General features: G+C 41.3%; 17 protein-coding genes and 2 pseudogenes. 5 read left to right on the top strand and 14 right to left on the bottom strand.

What is annotated here, in order from left to right:
- Nucleotides 1-571, top strand: a pseudogene (locus tag BGC07_RS13585) (multidrug effflux MFS transporter); the annotation flags it as partial.
- Nucleotides 572-626: 55 nt separating this feature from the next.
- Here the strand turns inward: BGC07_RS13585 and BGC07_RS13580 are convergent.
- The 10 genes and pseudogenes from BGC07_RS13580 to BGC07_RS13545 all read right to left on the bottom strand — a co-directional run bounded on the left by BGC07_RS13580 (nucleotide 627) and on the right by BGC07_RS13545 (nucleotide 11926).
- The gene (locus BGC07_RS13580; protein ID WP_069313538.1) at nucleotides 627-1628 is read right to left on the bottom strand and encodes a HesA/MoeB/ThiF family protein; all 1002 of its coding nucleotides are present in this window, start codon (nucleotides 1626-1628) and stop codon (nucleotides 627-629) included.
- 207 nt (nucleotides 1629-1835) lie between these two features.
- Nucleotides 1836-3602, bottom strand: a complete 1767-nt coding sequence (locus BGC07_RS13575; protein WP_069313537.1) for a flagellinolysin — start codon at nucleotides 3600-3602, stop codon at nucleotides 1836-1838.
- Nucleotides 3603-3721: 119 nt separating this feature from the next.
- Nucleotides 3722-4978, bottom strand: a pseudogene (gene thrC / locus BGC07_RS13570) (threonine synthase).
- The gene (locus BGC07_RS13565; protein ID WP_069313536.1) at nucleotides 4965-5921 is read right to left on the bottom strand and encodes a homoserine kinase; all 957 of its coding nucleotides are present in this window, start codon (nucleotides 5919-5921) and stop codon (nucleotides 4965-4967) included. Before BGC07_RS13565 ends, thrC begins: the two are co-directional and overlap by 14 nt.
- A complete protein-coding gene (gene thrA / locus BGC07_RS13560) occupies nucleotides 5922-8138 on the bottom strand; it encodes a bifunctional aspartate kinase/homoserine dehydrogenase I (protein ID WP_235603216.1) in 2217 nt (738 codons plus the stop codon).
- Nucleotides 8126-8362: an amino acid kinase family protein gene (locus tag BGC07_RS22565; RefSeq protein ID WP_235603215.1), complete on the bottom strand. Its 237-nt coding sequence runs from the start codon at nucleotides 8360-8362 to the stop codon at nucleotides 8126-8128. Before BGC07_RS22565 ends, thrA begins: the two co-directional genes overlap by 13 nt.
- A gap of 188 nt (nucleotides 8363-8550) precedes the next feature.
- On the bottom strand, nucleotides 8551-9441 hold the full coding sequence (locus tag BGC07_RS13555) for an HDOD domain-containing protein (RefSeq protein ID WP_069313535.1): 891 nt from the start codon (nucleotides 9439-9441) through the stop codon (nucleotides 8551-8553).
- Between the two features lie 119 nt (nucleotides 9442-9560).
- Nucleotides 9561-10409, bottom strand: coding sequence for a hypothetical protein (locus BGC07_RS13550; protein WP_235603214.1), 849 nt, complete (start codon nucleotides 10407-10409; stop codon nucleotides 9561-9563).
- A complete protein-coding gene (locus BGC07_RS22560) occupies nucleotides 10330-10839 on the bottom strand; it encodes a hypothetical protein (protein WP_235603213.1) in 510 nt (169 codons plus the stop codon). Before BGC07_RS22560 ends, BGC07_RS13550 begins: the two co-directional genes overlap by 80 nt.
- Before the next feature lie 118 nt (nucleotides 10840-10957).
- Complete coding sequence (locus BGC07_RS13545; RefSeq protein WP_069313534.1) at nucleotides 10958-11926, bottom strand: chemotaxis protein; 969 nt, start codon at nucleotides 11924-11926, stop codon at nucleotides 10958-10960.
- A gap of 143 nt (nucleotides 11927-12069) precedes the next feature.
- Here BGC07_RS13545 and dsbD point away from each other — a divergent pair, with 143 nt between their 5' ends.
- Both dsbD and BGC07_RS13535 read left to right on the top strand, forming a co-directional pair.
- Entirely contained in the window at nucleotides 12070-13953 is a 1884-nt protein-coding gene (gene dsbD, locus BGC07_RS13540; RefSeq protein ID WP_139121702.1) for a protein-disulfide reductase DsbD, read from the top strand.
- 23 nt (nucleotides 13954-13976) lie between these two features.
- On the top strand, nucleotides 13977-14624 hold the full coding sequence (locus tag BGC07_RS13535) for a DsbA family protein (RefSeq protein ID WP_069313532.1): 648 nt from the start codon (nucleotides 13977-13979) through the stop codon (nucleotides 14622-14624).
- A 75-nt stretch (nucleotides 14625-14699) separates the two neighbouring features.
- On the opposite strand, the gene BGC07_RS13530 is transcribed toward BGC07_RS13535, so the two are convergent.
- The 3 genes from BGC07_RS13530 to BGC07_RS13520 all read right to left on the bottom strand — a co-directional run bounded on the left by BGC07_RS13530 (nucleotide 14700) and on the right by BGC07_RS13520 (nucleotide 16931).
- A complete protein-coding gene (locus BGC07_RS13530; RefSeq protein WP_069313531.1) occupies nucleotides 14700-15251 on the bottom strand; it encodes a LysR substrate-binding domain-containing protein in 552 nt (183 codons plus the stop codon).
- A gap of 260 nt (nucleotides 15252-15511) precedes the next feature.
- Nucleotides 15512-15871 carry a LysR family transcriptional regulator gene (locus BGC07_RS13525; RefSeq protein WP_139121701.1) on the bottom strand — a complete coding sequence of 120 codons (360 nt, stop codon included), beginning with the start codon at nucleotides 15869-15871 and terminating at the stop codon, nucleotides 15512-15514.
- A gap of 25 nt (nucleotides 15872-15896) precedes the next feature.
- Nucleotides 15897-16931 (bottom strand): MFS transporter, encoded by a 1035-nt coding sequence (locus BGC07_RS13520; RefSeq protein WP_077216912.1) that lies wholly within the window; start codon nucleotides 16929-16931, stop codon nucleotides 15897-15899.
- A gap of 306 nt (nucleotides 16932-17237) precedes the next feature.
- Between BGC07_RS13520 and BGC07_RS13510 the strand changes: the two genes are divergently transcribed.
- On the top strand, nucleotides 17238-18089 hold the full coding sequence (locus BGC07_RS13510; protein ID WP_069313527.1) for an ABC transporter ATP-binding protein: 852 nt from the start codon (nucleotides 17238-17240) through the stop codon (nucleotides 18087-18089).
- Nucleotides 18089-18997, top strand: coding sequence for a hypothetical protein (locus tag BGC07_RS13505; protein WP_069313526.1), 909 nt, complete (start codon nucleotides 18089-18091; stop codon nucleotides 18995-18997). Before BGC07_RS13510 ends, BGC07_RS13505 begins: the two co-directional genes overlap by 1 nt.
- Nucleotides 18998-19069: 72 nt before the next feature.
- Here the strand turns inward: BGC07_RS13505 and BGC07_RS20755 are convergent, their stop codons facing one another.
- A complete protein-coding gene (locus BGC07_RS20755; RefSeq protein WP_158006946.1) occupies nucleotides 19070-19225 on the bottom strand; it encodes a hypothetical protein in 156 nt (51 codons plus the stop codon).
- Between the last annotated feature and the right edge of the window lie 93 nt (nucleotides 19226-19318).

Raw genomic sequence — 19318 nt, 5'->3', positions numbered from 1 at the left:
AAACCAAAAAATTTTTTGGGGTTACGTGTTGTGTATGACCTTAAGCTTTGCTGTTAGCATCAGTTTTAATGTCATCGGCCCCTTTTTATTCCAAGATACCTTACATTTTAGTGCCGCCGAGTTTGGCACGATTGCGCTTAGCATTGGTGCCGCTTATCTTCTAGGTACTCTCAGTAGTGGCCGTCTGCTGCACTTTTTCTCCAGCAATGCCCTCGTCTCATTCGGTAATATATTAATGTTTATCGGCGGATTAGCGGCTGTAGCCTGTGCGGTATTCTTTGGCACATCCACTTGGGGTTTATTAATCCCACTTTATTTATCGCTCTACGCCTCGGGCCTGATCTTTCCAAATTGTATGGCCGGTGCACTCTCACTCACACGCAATATCGGCACCATAAGCGCACTATTAGGCTTAATTATTACCGCGGGCGTTGCTTTTATCAGTTTTGTAGTCGCCTTTTTACCCGTCTACAGCCAGCTACCATTATCTTGCCTAATGGTTGCTTTGCCAGCTCTACAAATTATTTTTTATTATTATTGGATCAACTCTAATCATCAGCTTAAAATTTAAAATCAGTGCTAAGTCAGCACTGATTTACTCTGTTACTTTTATTTTACCCTTCAAATTAAACAAGTCCAACTTGCCAAACATCAACGCCACCGGTTAAATTTTCAGCACTAAATCCTGCTTGACACAGTGCTTTAGCTGCATGATAACTGCGCACACCTGCCTTACAATAAACAATATAATGTTGGCTAATATCCAATTGATTAATATCAAGCTGCCCTAGTGGCATATGAATCGTGACTCCAGGAATCTGAATAAGCGCTCTTTCCCAAGGTTCGCGAACATCCAATAATACAGCGCCTGTACTTAATTTTCCGTCTAACTCGCTAATGTTGCATTCTGACACTTCACTAACATCATCAATCGTAGTACTTTCTTGCTCTTCTTGCGCTATCAATTGAGGAAAAGCGATACCTTGCTGACAAGCCGAGCACTTGGCATTTCGTCTAAGCGCCACCTGCCTAACGCTCAAGCGTTTTGCATCGATCTGATAAAGTACCGGTTCTATACGCTCATCCAATAAATAATTCAAAGCCAAAGAACAGGCCATCGTCCCAACCATGCCAGTTACCGCACCAAATACACCAGCCTCAGCGCAATTAGGCACTGCATTTGGCCCTGGCTTTTCTGGAAATAAGCAGCGATAACAACTATGAGCACCCGGTTCAAATAAAGCCAATTGTGCTGAAAACTGAAAAATGCTCGCAGAAATAAAGGGCTTGCCAAGTTCAACACAAGCGTCATTGACCAAAAACCGCGTTTTAAAATTATCTGAACCATCAATAACCAGGTCAAATGGCCAAATACACTCCAGTGCATTATCCATAGTTAAGTTTTGACTGATTCCCTGCACTTGAATCATCGAATTTTGCGCTTGTAAGCGCTTTTGTGCTGCAATTGCTTTTGACTGACCAATATCATACTCAGTAAATAAAATTTGCCGTTGCAAATTCGAAGTATCAACAATATCTGCATCCATCACACAAAGATGTCCCACGCCAGCAGCAGCGAGGTAAGTTAATACTGGAGAACCCACTCCACCGGCACCAATGCATAACACTCGTGCTTGCTTTAACTTTTTTTTGCCCCTCTATCTTGACACCTGGCAAGGCAAAATGACGTGCGTAGCGCTCTAATTCAGCTTGATTCATAACACAGCTTAACCCTATTCTTTAAGTTCAAGGCTATTGTGTCAGTGACCGGTGACTTATGCAATAACACAAAGAACACTAGAATGAGAAAATATTTGAAACTTTATTAGGCAAGATTAAATCAGTTGAAGAATGCTTTGTGGTAGTTGATTCGCCTGAGCTAACATTGCGGTACCCACTTGCTGAAGGATTTGTTGCTTGGCTGAAAAAGCAATTTCTTTTGTAAAATCTGTATCCTGAATACGTCCACGCGCAGCCTCTTGTCCTCTTTGCTGTGACTCATCATTCTCTATCGTCTTGGCTAAGCGGTTTTGAATAGCGCCTAACTCTGCGGCAAAGTTAGTCAAGGTATTAATCGCCCGATCAATATCCCGCATCGCCAAACCTTGGTTTTCGGTAATATCGAGCTTATCGACCCCTAAACTTGTCGCACTTAAGCCCCTAAATTCCATATCGAAAGTATCACTAACACTATCACCCACTTGTAAAGTGGTACGCTCTGTAATCGGTGCATTAAAGCCATCTAGCTTGGTTGGGTCTCCATCTAACCAATCGATATTAAAATACTTTAATGGCGTGAGTTTTAACTCAAACGGATCAGGAACCACATCAATCGCATTTTTTACCGGGTTTTGTGAATTAACATCACTGCCTTGAATCGACCCAGTATCTGCATTTGTTGTATCTATTTGCTCATTGATAAAGTCTGCGCCAGACGCATTAAAGGCGGTTTCAAAACCCGCTGCCGTTGCAGTGACTGCTGCACCACTAAACCCAGCTCCAGAAACATAACGATTAAAGCCGCCTAAATCAGCCGCCACCTCGGTTAACGCATCATCTAAATTCTTAGTCGATGGGTCCGCTTGTAATTTAGTGAAGATATCTTTAACACCATTGCCCCCTGCCGCCTTGATCATATCATGCATATAACGCACCGCAGCAAAAGATTTCGCATAATCAGCATTTGCACTGGCAAAGCCTGTCAAATTGCCTGCCATTGTGCCACCCGTGCCAAGCCCTGCAATACGCTCATCTGCACCGTGAATAAACTCAGCTGAACCTTCATTAAACCACGTCGGCACACCCGTCGTCCCCACATTAACCGAACGATTAAATATTGCATGGACCATCTCATGCATGATAATTCGATCATTATAAACAGGTGCCGAGCCTCCGTTTGGTAAATTAGGAGGAATAAAGTCATTCATGTCAATTTCTAATGACATTGAGCCAGCAACAGACTTACCATTTCCTACAGGAACATTGGCAACCACTCGCGCCGCTGTGCCTCCCGCACCATCAATTCCTCCTTCGGCGACGGATTTTAGATCAATTTTTAGCGTATCGCCATCTCCCTTGATACCATAAAACTCTTCAATAATCCGCTCAGACTCTTCTAACCAACCGCTCGCTAATCCAGTTAATACAGCTTGCTGATTTTGATTAATCGTTTCTAATGGGGCAGTGCTATCTAGCATGTTAATGCCATTAAAAGAAGTCGACTGTGAGATCGTATCTAATTGCCCGATACGCTGTTTTATTTCTTGTTGCAGGTTTAACACATCTTGAGAACCTTTCGTATCATTTGCTGCATTAAGGGCAAGAACTCGCATACGTTGAAGGTTTTCAATAGCTTGACCAACGGCTCCCATGCTAATTTGCACCATAGAGATGCCATCATTGGCATTACGAACGGCTTGTGAGAGGCTCGAGATGCGCGTTGTCATCCCTGTTTTTATGGTGTAGCCAGCCGCATCATCCCCCGGACGATTAATCCGTAGACCTGTAATTAGCTTTTCTTGGCTTCGTCCTAAAGACTTATTGTTTAAATTCAGTACCTTCTGAGCAAGAAGAGATGTAAAGTTTGTATTTAGACTTAACACTCGTTCTCAATAACATTCACAGACTCTCGTCATCTGTATCGGCTAGAATCAATAAGCTTTTGAGTTTTATAATATAACCCTCAAGAACAAGTTATTTTTCACCGATTTAGCTAAATGGATTATATGGCCTGTAAAAGTTCCTGCATACTCGGCTTAATTTTCACACAGCGCTGCTCACGCAAAACCAAGTCGTTAAGGCGTTTAGGGACAGGGACTTCTATACCCAACAAAGGCTCTAAAACATTCTCAAATTTAGCTGGATCCGCCGTTGCTGCAACCAACCAATCCCCACCTAATTGCCAAGCGGTTGCTATACCCACAGCGGTATGAGGGCAAACGAGCTTTTGGTATCGATTATAAACCTGCTGAATTGTTTTTTTGAATTTCTTCATCATTCACACTTATCACAGGAATGTTTTTAAATTCCTGATAATCCAATAAACAACTCAAGCGTTCGAAGTTACTCGGCTTACCCACATCCATCGCATTGGCGAGTGTTTCTAAACTTGCTCTTGGCTTAAATTCACCTGACTCTATATAGTCTAAAACCACTCGATTGGCATTCAAACCGATGGCAATCTGACCAATTGGCAGACCACACTGCTTGGCCCAAAATGCGGCGGTTACGTTGCCTAAATTGCCAGAAGGCACAATGATACGGATTTTTTCTTGCTTAGCTTGATAATGCTGCAAGCTCGCATACGCATAATACGTCATTTGTGGCAACAAGCGACCAACATTAATGCTATTAGAGGTTGATAAGGGTAAAGGAAATTGCTCCGCATTTTCATAAGCAGCTTTAACTAAATACTGGCAATCATCGAAACTGCCTTGCACAGCAATCGCCCGAACATTATCCCCCAACAACAAATTTGCGCTTGTTGCCTTGCTGAAATTTTCCCTTCTGGAAATAACACCGCCACCTGCAACTGTGGTTGTTTATGCAAAGCCGCAGCAACGGCAGAGCCTGTATCCCCAGAAGTTGCAACCAATATTAAACGCTTTTCTTTTTTTCGAGTAAGTAAACGGTTTAAACTTGCAGCTAAAAACCGTGCACCCACATCTTTAAAGGATAAAGTTGGGCCGTGAAATAATTCGAGCAATTGCGTGTTATTATTTAAAGCAGTAATCGGCATTTCAAAGTTTAACGCCTCATCACAAATCAATGATAACTCTGGCGCTAATTGGCTATCTTTGAAAAAAGGCTGCAATAAACTAACAGCGACTTGATGGTAAGATTGACTGATTAAACTTTTCCAATCAATACGTGGAAAAGACTCTGGAACATACAAACCACCATCAGCGGCTAAGCCTTCGCTCAAGGCTTGATCTAAACTCACTTTAGTTTCAATATTGCGTGTACTATAATACTGCATGGTTATTTTCCTTCACAACACAAGCGCCTTGCGTTGATAATTTCTCTATCCAAAAATCTACATCAACATTTTGCTGCGCTAAAATCGTATTCGCAGCTTTTGCAATAGCCTCTACACATTCTTTCTTTTCAGACCAAGCAAAAACTGATGGTCCTGAGCCTGAAATCGAGCACATCAGCGCACCTGCTGCAAAGGCGGTTTGCTGAATCTCATAAAAACCAGGAATTAAGTCTGCACGATATTGCTCAATTAAAACATCTTTACTGTAACGCTGTAAACACGCTAAATCACTTCGATACAAGCTACTAATAAAGCTGGCAAAATGCACGCCTTGACGCACCGCTTGCGCACAATTAACACGGCTAGGGATTACTTGGCGCGACAACCGTGTTGGAATATCAATATTCGGGTGCAGCACTAAACAATAAATTTCAGGTAAAGGCAATTCAATTACTTCTAAAGGCTGCATCGATACAGTTAAAGTTAAACCGCCGAACAAAGCAGGCACGATATTATCCGCATGGGCTTGCCCTGAAACATGCTTTTCACTTTCTAGGGCAAAACGCGCAAGCTCAATATTAGCCAAAGGCTCAAGTAAAAACTGATTTATCGCCACCAAAGCGGCGATAGCCGACGCTGCCGAGCCTCCTAGCCCCGAGCTCACTGGAATCCCTTTTTTGATCGAAATATTAAAACCCTGATCAACATTATAAAATTCCAACAAGTGCCTTAAAGCAATCGTCGCGGTATTTTTAGCAGGATCGGTTGGTAAATCAACGCCCATCACTGAATTAATAACAAGTTGATTATCATCTCGACGTGTGAGAGTGACTTCATCACCTAAGGCATTAAAGCTTAAGCCTAGCGCATCAAAGCCAACCGCCAAATTAGCACAGCTGGCCGGCGCAAAAGCGGTGACTGAATTTAATTGATCTTTTAACATTTAATGCTCACTCAGTGATGATGATAATCGTAAAATATCCGCAAAAACGCCCGCAGCGGTCACCTCAGCTCCAGCGCCTGCACCTTGGATAATCATCGGCTGTGGAGTATAACGATCTGTCTCTATAGACACAATCGTATCGGTGGCCTGTAAGTGTGCAAAGGGATGATCCGCCGCATAGGATTGCATGCCCACTTCAATTTGCCCACTCGCTTTAATTTTGCCGACATAGCGCACCACCGTATCTGCGCCAGCAATATCCCTTAAACGCTCTTCAATCATTGCATCATATTCATGCAAACGCTCTAAAAACTCACCCACCGAGCAATTCACCAGCTCATCAGGGATTAACGACTCCAAGCCGACATCTTCAAGAGAAGCCTGAATACCAATTTCACGCGCCAAACAGATCATTTTACGTGCGACATCCATGCCGGATAAATCATCACGTGGATCAGGTTCAGTAAAACCTTGTTGTTTAGCTTCTTTAACAGCTTGTGAAAAGCTAATACCCTTAGAAATTTGATTAAATAAAAAGCCTAAAGTCCCAGAGACAATCCCTTCGATACAGCGTATTTTATCTCCGGTTAATAATAAATCCTGTAATGTTTTTATTACGGGTAATCCCGCACAGACCGTCGTCTCATAAAGGTAATAACGATTATATTGATCTGCCGTATTCAATAAGTCTTGATAAAATTCTAAACGATCTGAATTTGCTTTTTTATTGGGTGTGACGATATGCGCTCCTTTTTTCAGTATTTCAGGATAACGCCTTGCCGTTTGCTCACTCGCCGTGCAATCAATAATTAAACTATGTGGAATCGAATCAGAAATCACATGATCAATAAATTCGTCTAAATTAATCTCAGCGGCTTTCACACCAAAATCATCTTGCCAACAGTCTAAATCAATCTCATGCTCATCAAGTAACATCTGTTTCGAATTCGCCACACCGCGTAAACGCAGGGCTAAGCCATGCTCTTGTTTTAATACATCATGCTGTTTTTTTAATTGAGCTAATAAAGTCGCTCCAATCCGTCCAGGCCCAATTAAACCCACTGAAATCGTCTTATGAGAAAGATAAAGCCCCGAGTGTATCGCTCGCATCGCCTTTTGCACTTCATGACGTCGAACAACCAGTGAAATATTACGCTCCGCTGCGCCTTGAGCAATGGCCTTAATATTGACATTAGCCATCGCCAACGCATGACAAATTTTCGCAGCAACACCCCGCTGACCGACCATGCCATCACCAACGGCGGCAATAATGCTGCAAGAATCATCCGCCTCAATGGATTTTATCTTGCCGTGCTCTATTTCATAACGAAAGTGTTGTGTCAATAACTGAATCGAACGCGCAGCTTGACCACTCTTGATCGCCACACAAATCGACTGCTCAGAGCTAGCTTGCGAGATTAAAATCGCTGAAATATGATCTTGCCTTAACACCTGAAAAATACGCTCTGCTGAACCAGGTACTCCCGCCATGCCAGAGCCTTCAACATTAAGTAAGGCAACATATTCAACACAGGTCACCCCTTTAATCAATGACTTTGAAGCCTCATCACTTTCACAAATTTCTGTGCCATTAACCTCTGGATTAAAGCTATTCTTAATGAAAATAGAGATTCCTGCACTCATCGCCGGTTCTATCGTACTTGGGTGCAAGACTGTCGCCCCAAAATAAGCCAACTCTAACGCTTCTTGATAGGAAATACGAGGCAAGGCGAAGGCTGCTGAGACCTTGCGTGGATCAGCACTCATAATGCCGTCAACATCCGTCCAAATTATTAATTTCTGCGTGCCAAGAATTTTTGCGAAAATCGCCGCTGAATAATCACTGCCATTGCGCCCTAAGGTCAGTTGTACCCCTTGGCCATTCCCAGCGATAAAGCCCGTAATCACGACTTGATCATAGTTTAACAGGCTTAATTCAGATAAGTTTTCTTTGCTTTTTTGCCAATCAATTTCCTCACTTGCTAAGACTAAAACTTGGCTAGCATCAACATAGAGTGCTTTACTATTTTTAGAGAGCAAACCAGTTAAAATCTGTGCGGACCACTTTTCACCATTACCAATAACACGAGCCTGCAACTCTTCTGAATAAACACGCAAGGTAATAACAGTATTTAATAAATCACGAATCACATGAATATCTTGCTTAATATTGGCAATAATAGAAGTTCTTAATTTTTCACAAGCTAATTCATGCACAAGACTAATATGCTTTTTTCAATGCTGCTTAAAAGCTCTTCATTAAGTTCACCTAAACAGGCTTGATCAAGTAATGACTGTAAATTAGAGGTTGTTCCTTGGGTTGCTGAAACAATAATAATTTCATCTTTGCCTGATAGAATTTTTGCAACATTTAAAAAGCGCTTCACATCACCTAAACTTGAACCACCAAACTTATGCGTCACCCAGTTTGAATATGTCATGAACCATCCCTACCTTACATCAATCAATTAACTAACTTTTATTTTCCTTGTTATTATCATGACATAGATAAAAATGTTAATACAATGCTTTAATCAAATGCTTATCACTTTGCGACAGATAGCCTTGCATCGCCTTAAGACAACAGAATTTCTGAAAAATATAGAGCACCCTTGTTACTGCTATCTATTTAGATATGCAGCTTTAAATCTTCTTCCGTAAAAGGGCTAAAACTATCAAACTCAACCTTTTCCTCAAGTAAATGACTAAGATCCTGATAATCTAACCAACTAATCCCCAAACGAGCTAGCACATCTTCACCGATCATTTCCCACTCAAAGTCCGTACCTTGATGGCCTAAACGTTGATGGGCATGACAACTATGTTCAGCAAACTTCAAAACCGTGAGCAATAGGTCTGCTTCTTCATTATCACTGCCTGTTTTAAATGTTAACCTTGAAATATTATGGTGATCACGTATTGCGATGCAAATTGCTTCAGGCAAATTCCAGCGTTTTGCAAGTAAATAACTGACAACCGCATGGTTGGTATGATAATGATTATTCTCTGTTTGAGTTAATGGCTCGCCAGACACGCAATAAGCATGCTGAATTGTGTTCCAATAATCTTTGTAGCGACCCAATAGCATTGGCATGCTCGCATGGTGCAACAAACCCAGTGCATAGGCATTCCATGCATCGCAATTCAGCTGCAATGCCTGTATCAGCAATACTGAAGCACGTGCGGTATCATAGCTTACCGCGCCTAAATCTTCTAAGAAATCAACAGGGTGTTTCTCAAGCGTGCTACGTAAATAAAGGCCATTGACCACCCCCATCACCGCATCGATCCCTAATAGATGAACAGCTGACCAAATATCAGCACAGCCATTTACAGAGCCTCCCATGCGGTTAAGAATCTCACCAGAAAGACCTGTATCTTTCATGATCAGGCTGGCAATTGTGTTTAAGTCTGGTGTAGCTTGACGAATTTCATCGGCCAAGTGAGGCTGTATAGGGACCACCATGCCCTTTAAAAAGTCAGGTAAAACAAAAGGCTCGCTGCCCTTATATGTTTTCATTGACACTCTATGGCCCTATCTGTCGTATTCAACCTTAAAGTATAGTCAATGCCTGGTCAATAAAGAGCAATATCAGTAGCATTCAGTAATATTATGATAAATAAGATTAAAATTACGGGTTAACTTGTTGATAATAAGTAGACACCCTCTTGACCATTGCTAAACTGTACACTTACCGCCAACAAGCTGCGTGTTGCGCTATAATCGCCAATGTTCACTGCCTCGACCTTTTGTTTATCAAGGTACTCACCTGGAACCAATAATGGGACGACACGAACAAGACCATTAACCAGATTCGCTCTATATACACCCATTTGCTGTGGGGCTCCGGCCGTATTTGCAACAAAAACAAAGCTTGCTTGAGTATGTGATGCTTGGAGCAATAAAGGGGATTTGAAGTGCAGGAACTCAAAGCCAGAGACTTTTTTCCAGGTCAATAAGACAGGCTTATCATTAAAGCCTTTCACATTAATATAAACTCCGGTTTGTGGAATGAGTGCCTGCTTTGATAGCTGCTTATTGGCCGTTGTAATCATACTCATTTGTGTGCCAAAGCGTCCATAACTCATCTGGCCAAGCTTCACCGAAATTTTATCACCACTCACATTACTATATTGTTCGGGGCTTAAGCGACGAAAACTGCCATAGCCTTCAAATGCATAGACCCCCGCTTGACCATCAACATCAGCCGTTAGCGCAAAACTCGTCCCCGAAAAAGATAAATTACGTAAATTTTGTAAAGGTTGACCTGTTGCTGAAAATGCTGGAATTGCCGTTCTCAAGCCTGTTTTTAAATCATAACGATATAAATATTGCTCTTCACCTGCATTCGCAATAAAGTAAAGTGAGTTCGCAAGAATTTTTGGCCCCGCAAAATCAGTAAAATAATCACTGCCTCCGACATGGACACGGTTTTCTGTCGTCGCTACGCGGTGCACCTGCCAAACACCCTCTATTTTTTGGAGCATAAAATAGTCCCTTCGCACCATTATTAAGCTTGGCAAGAAAAGCAACACGACCTGCAGCAACACTTGGCTGGTCATTACTTTGAGTCATAAAACGACTAAAATGTAATCCTGGCAATTCAACAATATGAGATTGCAATGAAACCACCAGCTCAGGTGCCGACCATATCGCTTGCTCTCTGTTCGTCATATAAATCGCAGGACCAAGCTGGTTTTGACTCACATAAACTAGCTGCTGACCATTGCTACTAAAGTTCGCACTGTGATAAGGCTGCTGACCTTTAACAATAGCAGTCCCTGTAACAATCGTCGCATCACTTGGAATTGCTACCTGTGCTGATGAGTTCAGCTGTTGGCTTGTTGATTTCTCAGGAACCTGGGCACAGCCAGCAAATAATATAGGTAACAATAGACAGATGGCTGATCGCTTCATTAGTGTTCTTCCTCTTTAGAGAACTTAAAATGGCTTTAAACCTTACCATTATACCCATGAAACTTAGCAAAAACTGAATAACTTCACAAGACATCAAAGACAAAATCAAATACTACACTCAACACATCTCTTCTAAGTCTTCATCTTCAACTTCTTCCCCGCAAGCGATCTTAATACGTTTAACCACTAAACTGCCTAGTTCTTCGCCACTGATTTTAGCTAAGAAGAAGTTAGCCTCGACTTTACTTGCCATTTGCCGATTAAAATCACCGGAAATCGAACTATTTAAGATAATATAGAGATCCTTAAGCAAAGGATGCTCGCGACATTTTTTAACTAACGTATAGCCATCCATACGAGGCATTTCGATATCAGAAATCATCATCAACAGTTTATTTGTAACGGGCTGTTGATCTTCAACAAGCTCTAATAACTTTTTCAATGCAGAAGCACCATCGTGAGTTAAAATATATTGCACGCCGACCTGCTCAAGTACCGAAACGATATGCCGACGCGCTACTCCAGAGTCTTCGGCAACAAGAACGGTATATTCATGCGCTTCTGCTTTGTGTTTTTCATCCAGCACTTCTTCAGAAACAACTAAATTCGGCGGCACAACCTCATCAAGCACTTTTTCAATATCAATAATCTCAACGAGCTTTTCATTTTGTTTAGTCACAGCGGTTAAGTAGTGTGTGTTCGATAAGCCACTTGGTGGTGTTTCTATTGCAGACCAGTCTGTGTGAATAATTTCTTCAACAGAACTGACCAAAAAGCCAATAAGAGAGCGATTGTATTCAGTAATTAATAGCACATTTGTTTGACTATCATCTAAATAATTTCGATTAAGCATTTTACTTAAACTCACGACGGAAATCGTTTTATAGCCACGTACATGAACCACCCCCTTCACCGCCGGATGCCGACCCGGGATCAAGCACAGTTTCGGACAATACATAACTTCACGAACCTTAAACACGTTCATGCCATAAATTTGTTTACCGCCAATACGAAACAACAAAAGCTCTAAGCGATTTTTCCCAGCAATATCCGTTTGCAGCTCTATCGATTTTAATAAATCACTCATAAAGGATTCATAACTTTACTTTCAATACTCCTTGCCTTAAGTGTATATGATCGATAAGAACATGCTATTCACACGATAAACTATTTCACAATGCAAATTTTATGTTAGTCTAGTCAGCTGAGTCTAAAAATGGAGTTTTACCGGTGATAAACAGGATGTCTGCTTTTTCTTTGCCTTTAATTTTTTTATTCACTTTTTTCTATCTTTTACTGAGCAACTCTTTAATCCATGCCGCTCCTCTTTCACCAGATCAGGCATTTCAACTTACGGTCAAACAAAAAGACAACAACCTGATTCAAGCTCATTGGAAAATAGCCTCCGACTACCACCTTTATCGAGAAAAAATCCATATAAAACTGGAAACTAATAACAACAACAACGCCCAAATCCAATTACAAAAAATTAATTTGCCAACCGGCATTGCCAAACATAATGATATCCTCGGTGACTATCAACTCTATGAAAACCAGCTTACTTTAAATATTCCTGTTCAAGACTCTAATAAACGTCCCTTTACACTAAAAATTTCTTATCAAGGTTGTAAAGGAGAACAATATTGCTATCCACCAATCACAAAATACTTTCCGTTTAACGCCGACACCAACACCAGCAGCCACTCTCGTAAAATACCAGCACAACACTTAATCCATAATGTTCAAACTCAAGCTTTACCGACCAACCATGCCATAAGCTTTAGCTCGCCCAGCTTATCATCGATTCAACATTTATTTGCTAGCCATAATATTGGCTTGATTTTGATCAGTTTCCTAGGCTTTGGCTTGCTACTTTCACTCACCCCTTGTGTACTGCCCATGCTGCCTATACTCGCTGGGATTATCATGGGGCAAAAAGGCATTACAACACGGCGGGCTTTTTCCCTCTCTTTATCTTATGTCATCGGTGTTGCTGTAACATACGCCATTGCTGGCATCGTTGCAGCAAGCATTGGCCAATCTTTACAAGCCATGTTGCAAAACCCCTGGACCATCGGCGCTTTTAGTCTGATTTTTGTATTACTCGCACTCTCTTTATTCGGTTTATATGAACTTCAACTGCCCAGTTTTTTGCGCGATCGTATTGATAATTTAAATCGTAATCGACAAGGTGGATCCTATTTAGGCGTTGCTATCATGGGCGCTTTATCCAGCCTCGTCGTCTCACCCTGTGTCAGTGCGCCTTTAGCCGGTGCATTGGTTTATTTAGGCAGTACCGGTAATATTTGGCTGGGTGGCAGCGCCCTTTTTTTAATGGGGCTTGGTATGGGGGTGCCATTGATTATTGTTGGCACCTCAGGCGGCAAACTTTTTTTAAAAGCCGGCCCGTGGATGGAAAAAGTCAAAACACTACTCGGCGTACTACTACTTGCAATGGCAGTGTGGATGCTCTCACGCATTACCTCATCACAAACGACCTCTTTATTATGGGGCAGTTTTTTAATTATCAGTGCAATTTATATGGGCGCTTTGGAACCTGCCATCGCCGGCTGGCAACGCCTTTATAAATCGGCAGGGGTGATTATGCTCGTAGTCGGTGGTGGCTTTATTTTAAATATTATCCTTATTCAACACATTAATACCCCACAAATCAGCATGATAAACAATTCAGCGAACCCGACAGCACCACAATCAACAAAAATTAAACCAGAGCTATTCCATGTTGTTCATACCCCAGAACAGTTTAATAAAACGCTTAATCAATTTCAAAAATCAGGCAAGCCGATTCTCATCGATTATTATGCGAGCTGGTGTGTAGCCTGCAAAGAAATGGATCACGGTACCTTCAAAAACCAAGCTGTGCGAGAAGAGCTTAAACACTTTAACCTAATGCGCATTGATGTCACTGAAAATAACACGGCTTCTAAACAGCTTGAAAAGAAATATCAAATTTTTGCTCCCCCTTCCATTGTTTTTCTCTCTCCCGATGGCAAGTTGATCGAACAGGCAAAAATCGCCGGTGCTGTTTCCAGCGATGAGCTGCTCAATTACCTACATCTTGTCGACTCCGTCTATGGACATAAAACCGTTTAGTTTAAGGCTCAAGGAGACTCATTATGAAGCTAAAAATGAAACTAAAAACACTATCTTCTACCCTACTTATCGCTGCACCACTGGCCTTCTCCCTAAGCTATGCTAGTGCAAACTCTGATGTTAGACCGATTAAAAACGATGCTCAAACCGCAGGGCTTTATCAAGTCAAAGAAGGCAATATGATCGGTAATCCAAAAGCAAAAATTACCATCATCGATTTTTTCGATTACCAATGCCCATATTGCCGTCAAATTAATCCAGTTCTCGAGAAACTTGTTAAAAATAACCATAATGTCCGTGTTATTTTTAAAGATTATCCAAAACTCGGTGATCGCTCTGTCTTTTCGGCAAAAGCAGCCCTTGCCGCAGGAGAGCAGGACAAATATCTGGCATTGCATCAAGCGATGATCACCGCGAAAAAACCACTCACAGAAAATGAAGTCTATACACTCGCTCAAAAAGCCGGCTTAAATACAACAACACTCAAAGCTGATATGAATAAAGTAGGCGGTCAATTACTTAATAACATGTTACTTGGCACACACTTAAGCATTAAATACGTCCCGACCCTTATTATCAGCTATACGAATACTCCTCATAAAGCCGTTAGTATCGTCGGTCCTTCTGAAAAAGAGCTGAAAAAATTAGTTCATAACTACGAAAAAGTATAATTTTAATTAAAACTGTAATTTACAATTGGTGGCTTGTTATAAAATTTAATGTGATAATTATCACAAGCCATCGACTCACTCTCTATTTAAATACGCTTTCACAAACTCAACAAACACTTTAACTGGGTGACCTGCATACACAGGCCGATAATAAATAGCAAGACCCATTTCACAAGCAGGATGATCTAACTCTATTTTAACTAAACTCCCTTTTTTTACTTCATTAGCAACCAGGGACTCTGTTGACCATATGAGTCCTAAACCCTCCTCAGCAGCAGATACAACATGTGCAGGAGAATTAGACTGATAACTTCCTGACACTTTAATAGAACTTCCCTCAAAAAACCAAACGCTATCCGGTGCATTACGCGTACTCACTAAACAATTATGCTCAACCAGTTCAGCAACTGTTCTTGGGCAACCGTATTTTTTAATGTAATCGGGTGAGGCATAAACATGCCTGTATATTTTTAGCAATGGCTCACAAATTAAACCCTTTTCTCTGTACTCTAAGTAAGTTATTGCCACATCAACTAAACCATTCGCAACCGCAGTAAATAAATCAACTGTTGAGTGAATATCTAATACTTTCAGACTCATCTTTGGATACGCACTTAAAAAATGCATGAATCGCTTTTGGAATTTGACCTTGGCCGATCGGCACGGAAGCGTCGCTACCTCGGTAGGTATTTTGCACTTCCATGGTGCAAAATCGCCTCGCAAAACGCGACGACTATAATGCCTCGGCCGTCCCCGTCACGAGACGCTCCGTGCCTTAATTCGGCACACTCCGCATCTCGCTCTCAGATGACTCTACGGCTCGTATAGATTTTTAGACACTCGTTCCGCCGACTCCGGACCTAAAGGCCCTACGTCACTCCGCTCTGCTAAAAATCCGAGCCTACCTCGGAATACTCACCCCGCGCTTGGCGCTCCCTGGCTCGCATCGGTGGAATGGCAATATTTAAACGTGACTCTAAAACCCCTTTAGCGCTATGCAATAAACACTCTGCTTGTTTCAGTTGAGACAAAATTTCTTTTGCCTGCTGCTGATATAGTTTACCTGCATCATTTAACTGGACACGTTTAGTGGTTCTTTCGAATAATTGAACCTTTAAGTGTGCTTCTAGTGATTTCACATGCTTACTGACGGTTGCGACATTGATATCAAGCTCATAGGCAGCTTTGCTAAAACTTTGATATTTAGCAACAACAAGAAATGTCTTCATACAACTTAAAAGGTCCAAAATAGCTCCACAGTTTCAATACGCTCTAATGAGCATACCTGATTTGGCAATGAATTTTTAAATTAAACATAATAACCATTGAGAATAAAGTCACAACCAACATTAATAACGCTAAGGCCAATAAGGTCTTTGGCCCAACAAAATAGCTTATTAATAAGCTCATCAGTGCTGAACTCCCTATCTGTAAGGCTCCCATCAAGGCTCCAGCGCTTCCTGCAATATGTTTAAACGATCGTATCGCTATCGCCATCGCTAATGGATACACAATACCAACACCAAACATCGCTAACATTATCAAGTTTAATAACTCTCTCACCGTCACTTGAGTAAAGAAAGTCACCGCTAATAATCCGACCGCACTCACCAAAATCATCAAGTAACCTAAAACTAATCGATTTTTTTCACTGCCCAAACCCCAGCCATTAATCGCTGCAGCCAAAATAAAGCCACCAGAAGTTGCCAGCGATAACAAACCAAAATTCTGAGCGCTCACACCTAATCTAACTTGAAATAAATACGAGGACACAGTGTAGTACGCCGCGCAAATAGAAAATACTAAGCTTGCAGCAACAGCCGGACGCAAAAAAGCAGAGTTTGTTAATAAGTGCGTTTTTCTTTGTAACCAAGAGAGTGATGACTTTGTATAGTATTGGCCTGTAGGGAAAGATATAAAGGCGACCCCTAAAAGTAAAAGTAGCGCATAACTCCCAAGTAGAATAAAAATATCATACCAGCGTCCATACTCAACCAATAAGCCACCCAATGCAGGAGAAAATGCAGAAGCGATAGAAGCCGCAATGGCTGTAACTGTTAACATCCTCACCAAACCTTTTCCGTGATAAGACCGATTAACCATACCACGTGCTGTTGCCATTACCCCTCCTGCAGCAAGTCCTTGCAAAGCGCGAGAAACAAAAAAATTCACAGAAATATTAGGCAAGAAAACAAAAATAATGCCCGCTAAATACAATAAGAAACTGGCAATTAATACCTTACGAGGCGAGTAATGATCCGACAAACTTCCTAAAATAAACTGCCCAAGGGCAAAAAAACGCGAGATATAGAGTTACGCTCTGTGCAATTTGAGCAGCTGTTATCCGATATGCCAAGCTAACTTCTGAAAAAGCAGGAAGGTACATAACTAAAGTCGCCTGCCCAAGTGTTGAAAATAAAATGAGTAACGCAGCATAAAACACGAGTTTTCCCCATCAAGATCTAACTGGGGCTTTATTTTAATCGGTTAAATTAAATGATAAACAAAGTCGCCTGCAAAAAATTTTTGCCAAACAGGAAAAAATAATCATTGGTATTTCCTCACAGGCTTAACACAGGTTAAACTAAACAAAAATATGGAAAACAATGCACAATGACAGATATCATTACAATTCAAAGCCTTAGCAAACAATATGGCAATTTTACTGCGCTGGATAAACTAGATTTAAGCCTCCAGCGCGGTCAAATTATCGGTTTAATTGGCCCAAATGGCGCAGGCAAGACATCTTTACTCAAAGCGATTTTGGGGCTGACCCCCTATCAAGGTCAAATTTCAGTGATGGGCATTAATCCAAAACAAAATCGTAATCGTCTAATGGAACATGTTTGCTTTATTGCTGATGTTGCTCTACTTCCCCGCTGGCTAAAAGTCCAACAGGCCATCGATTATGTTGCGGCTGTTCACCCTAAATTTAATCGAGATAAAGCCTGTGCTTTTATCGAGAAAACCAATATCAAGTACAGCCAGAAAGTCAAAGAACTCTCTAAAGGCATGGTCACGCAATTGCATCTTGCACTGATTCTTGCCATCGATGTCGAACTACTCGTGCTGGATGAACCCACTATCGGCTTAGACATTCTCTATCGACAAGAATTTTATAGTCAACTACTGGCAGAGTATCATCAGAAAAAACGGACAATCATTGTGGCAACTCACCAAATTGAAGAGGTCGAAAATATTTTATCAAGCATTATTATGATTAAGTCTGGCAAAGTTTTATTGCATGAAGATATTAAAAATCTTAATCAACAGTTTAACCATGTTTATGTCAAACCAGAGCAGCAGCAAGCCGCCCTCGCTCTGAACCCACTCAGCCAAAAGCAACTTCCCGAATCCAACCTCATGCTCTTTGATAAACCAAGCTCTGAATTAGAGCCTTTAGGCCAAGTCACTCCTGCGGGCCTTGCCGATATTTTTGTTGCAAAAATTAAGGAGAGCGACTAATGCAAACATTTTTAATGTTAATGCGCCGAGAGTTTTGGGAAAACCGCACCTCGATGATGAAAGCGCCTCTTTATACTGCGCTTATTATCGGCGCACTTGTTTTATTGAGCACCGTGCTTGGCATCGGTCGCCACGGTTATTTCACCCTATCTATCAATAATCATAATATTCAGCTACAAAGTGCATCCGTTGAAATATTACTTTATATTGTCAGCCTGCCTTTAATTATATTAATGATATTTAGCACACTACTCTACTTATTAAACACCTTATATGATGATCGACAAGATCGTAGTATTTTATTCTGGAAATCACTGCCAACGACCGACCTTGCCACTGTCCTTGCCAAATTCGCCACAGCAATCATCTTAATTCCTTTTTGGAGCTTTGTCGCTATTATTGTCTTACAGCTGATCAGCCTAGCCATTAGTAGCGTTTTCACTTGGCATGTTCAAGTCATCAGCCTTAGCACACTATGGAACCCTCTACACTTGATTAAGGTATGGCTTTACCTTTGGCTTTCTTTCATGAATCAAGCGCTTTGGTTGCTCCCGCTCTTTTCTTGGTGCTTATTAGTCTCAGCGTATGTAAAAAAGAACCCCTTATTGTACGCGGTTCTTATTCCTTTATTATTATGTTTACTCGAAAGAATCATTCTAGGTTCAAGTACGCTATACCACCTGATCAGCGAGCGTTTTTCAGGATTATTTAAAATCTGGACAACCACAGAATTTCATAGTCAAGATATTGGAATTAACGCTTTACAATCGGCCACCCCTTATCTGGATAATGGCTTAAATTATTTATCCTCTCAACTCAGTCATACCCCTTTTTGGTATGGAGTGGTCTTCAGTATGATTTGCCTGACAATCACTGTAGGTTTACGCAAATACCGCTATGAAATATAAATTGAAAACAAAAAATTAACGCGCATTAGTGAAAACGGCAGAAGCTCAACCCTCTCTGCCGCTATCCATTCCTTACCGATTCCATTCCGGAACTCGAGGCATAGCCGCAGCGCTTTGTTGCTGCGCCGCGTCACCTTGGTGACCTGAATGCCTTTTTATATTTGTCATACTCGCAAAACTAACTGCGGATACTAAAACTAACAAAGCACTAATCATCATTTTTTTCATATTGGCCTCCCAAGCTCAATGCTTAATTTAAATTGATGGGTCTATACTAAAATCAAACTAGCTGACTTAGAAGCGAGCCTTGCTTGCCATCAG

This window comes from Piscirickettsia litoralis (genome assembly GCF_001720395.1).
GTDB lineage: Bacteria > Pseudomonadota > Gammaproteobacteria > Piscirickettsiales > Piscirickettsiaceae > Piscirickettsia > Piscirickettsia litoralis.
This window is presented reverse-complemented; position numbering and strand designations above follow the sequence as displayed.